Consider the following 998-nt stretch of genomic DNA (forward strand, 5'->3'; position numbering starts at 1 on the left):
CACCATAAAGCATTCCACGAGGATTTTGCTGAATGTATTCCTCATTCTGCGGATGCGCACTTGCTTCCACCAGGATGGGCACATATGGAGGCTGGGTAGCACAGATGGTCATCAGGCGACCGGCTGTTGTACCCGGTGCATTACGGTCGGTAATACGGGCCCCCAAATCCAAACGGGTACTCAAATAACGATTAATGTTGATATCGATGTTCGAACGGAAGTTGTAACGGGTGAACTTGGTTTGCGAGTCATATTCACCGGCATTCGAATATTTGTAGTTACCGCCTTGTGAAAAGTAATTGGCCAATACATAATAACGTACCTTGTCCGTACCTCCACGAATGGAGAGGCTGACATCTTCCTGCAAACCGGGTTTGAAGGCAAAATCATAATAATCCCAGTCATATCCCAAACCATCGGAGTTGTCTCCTTTCGCACGGCGGAAATTGTCAATCGCCTGTTGAGAGAAAAGGTTCAAACTGCTGATGTCTGCGCCCGTCATCTTGGCATCGTTCAATCTGGCTTCATTATATAAAGTTGCATAATCGGCAGAGCCTAAATATTCGGGGAAACCGATCGGCTGGTTAATACCAATAGAGGCTTTCAGGTTCACGGTTGCCTTTTCCGCTGCCTTACCACGTTTGGTAGTAATAACGATTACACCATTTGCACCACGGATACCATAAGCGGCAGTGGCGGAAGCATCTTTCAGGATAGTGAATGTTTCAATTTCATCCGGTGCGAGGTAACTCATGTCACGTTCGATTCCATCGACAATGACAATGGCACTCTGGTTACCGTAAGTTGCCTTACCACGGATAAACAATTCACTTTGATCCACACCCGGTTCACCACCCGCATACTGGTTTACAATCAACCCCGGCAGACGTCCGGCAAGCGCATTGTTGATATTGGCAGTAGGACTTTGCGTCAGATCTTTTGTCGTGATGGTAGCAACAGAACCGATCATCGTTTCTTTACGTTGTTTGGTATAACCT

The 998-nt window shown here is 46.9% G+C and carries 1 pseudogene; it reads right to left on the reverse strand.

Annotated features, from left to right (window positions below):
• Positions 1-998 (reverse strand): annotated as a pseudogene (locus AB5935_RS26520) (TonB-dependent receptor plug domain-containing protein); the annotation flags it as partial.

The organism is Phocaeicola sp. RTP21198st1_B8_RTP21198_201120, assembly GCF_040929485.1.
Lineage (GTDB): Bacteria > Bacteroidota > Bacteroidia > Bacteroidales > Bacteroidaceae > Phocaeicola > Phocaeicola dorei.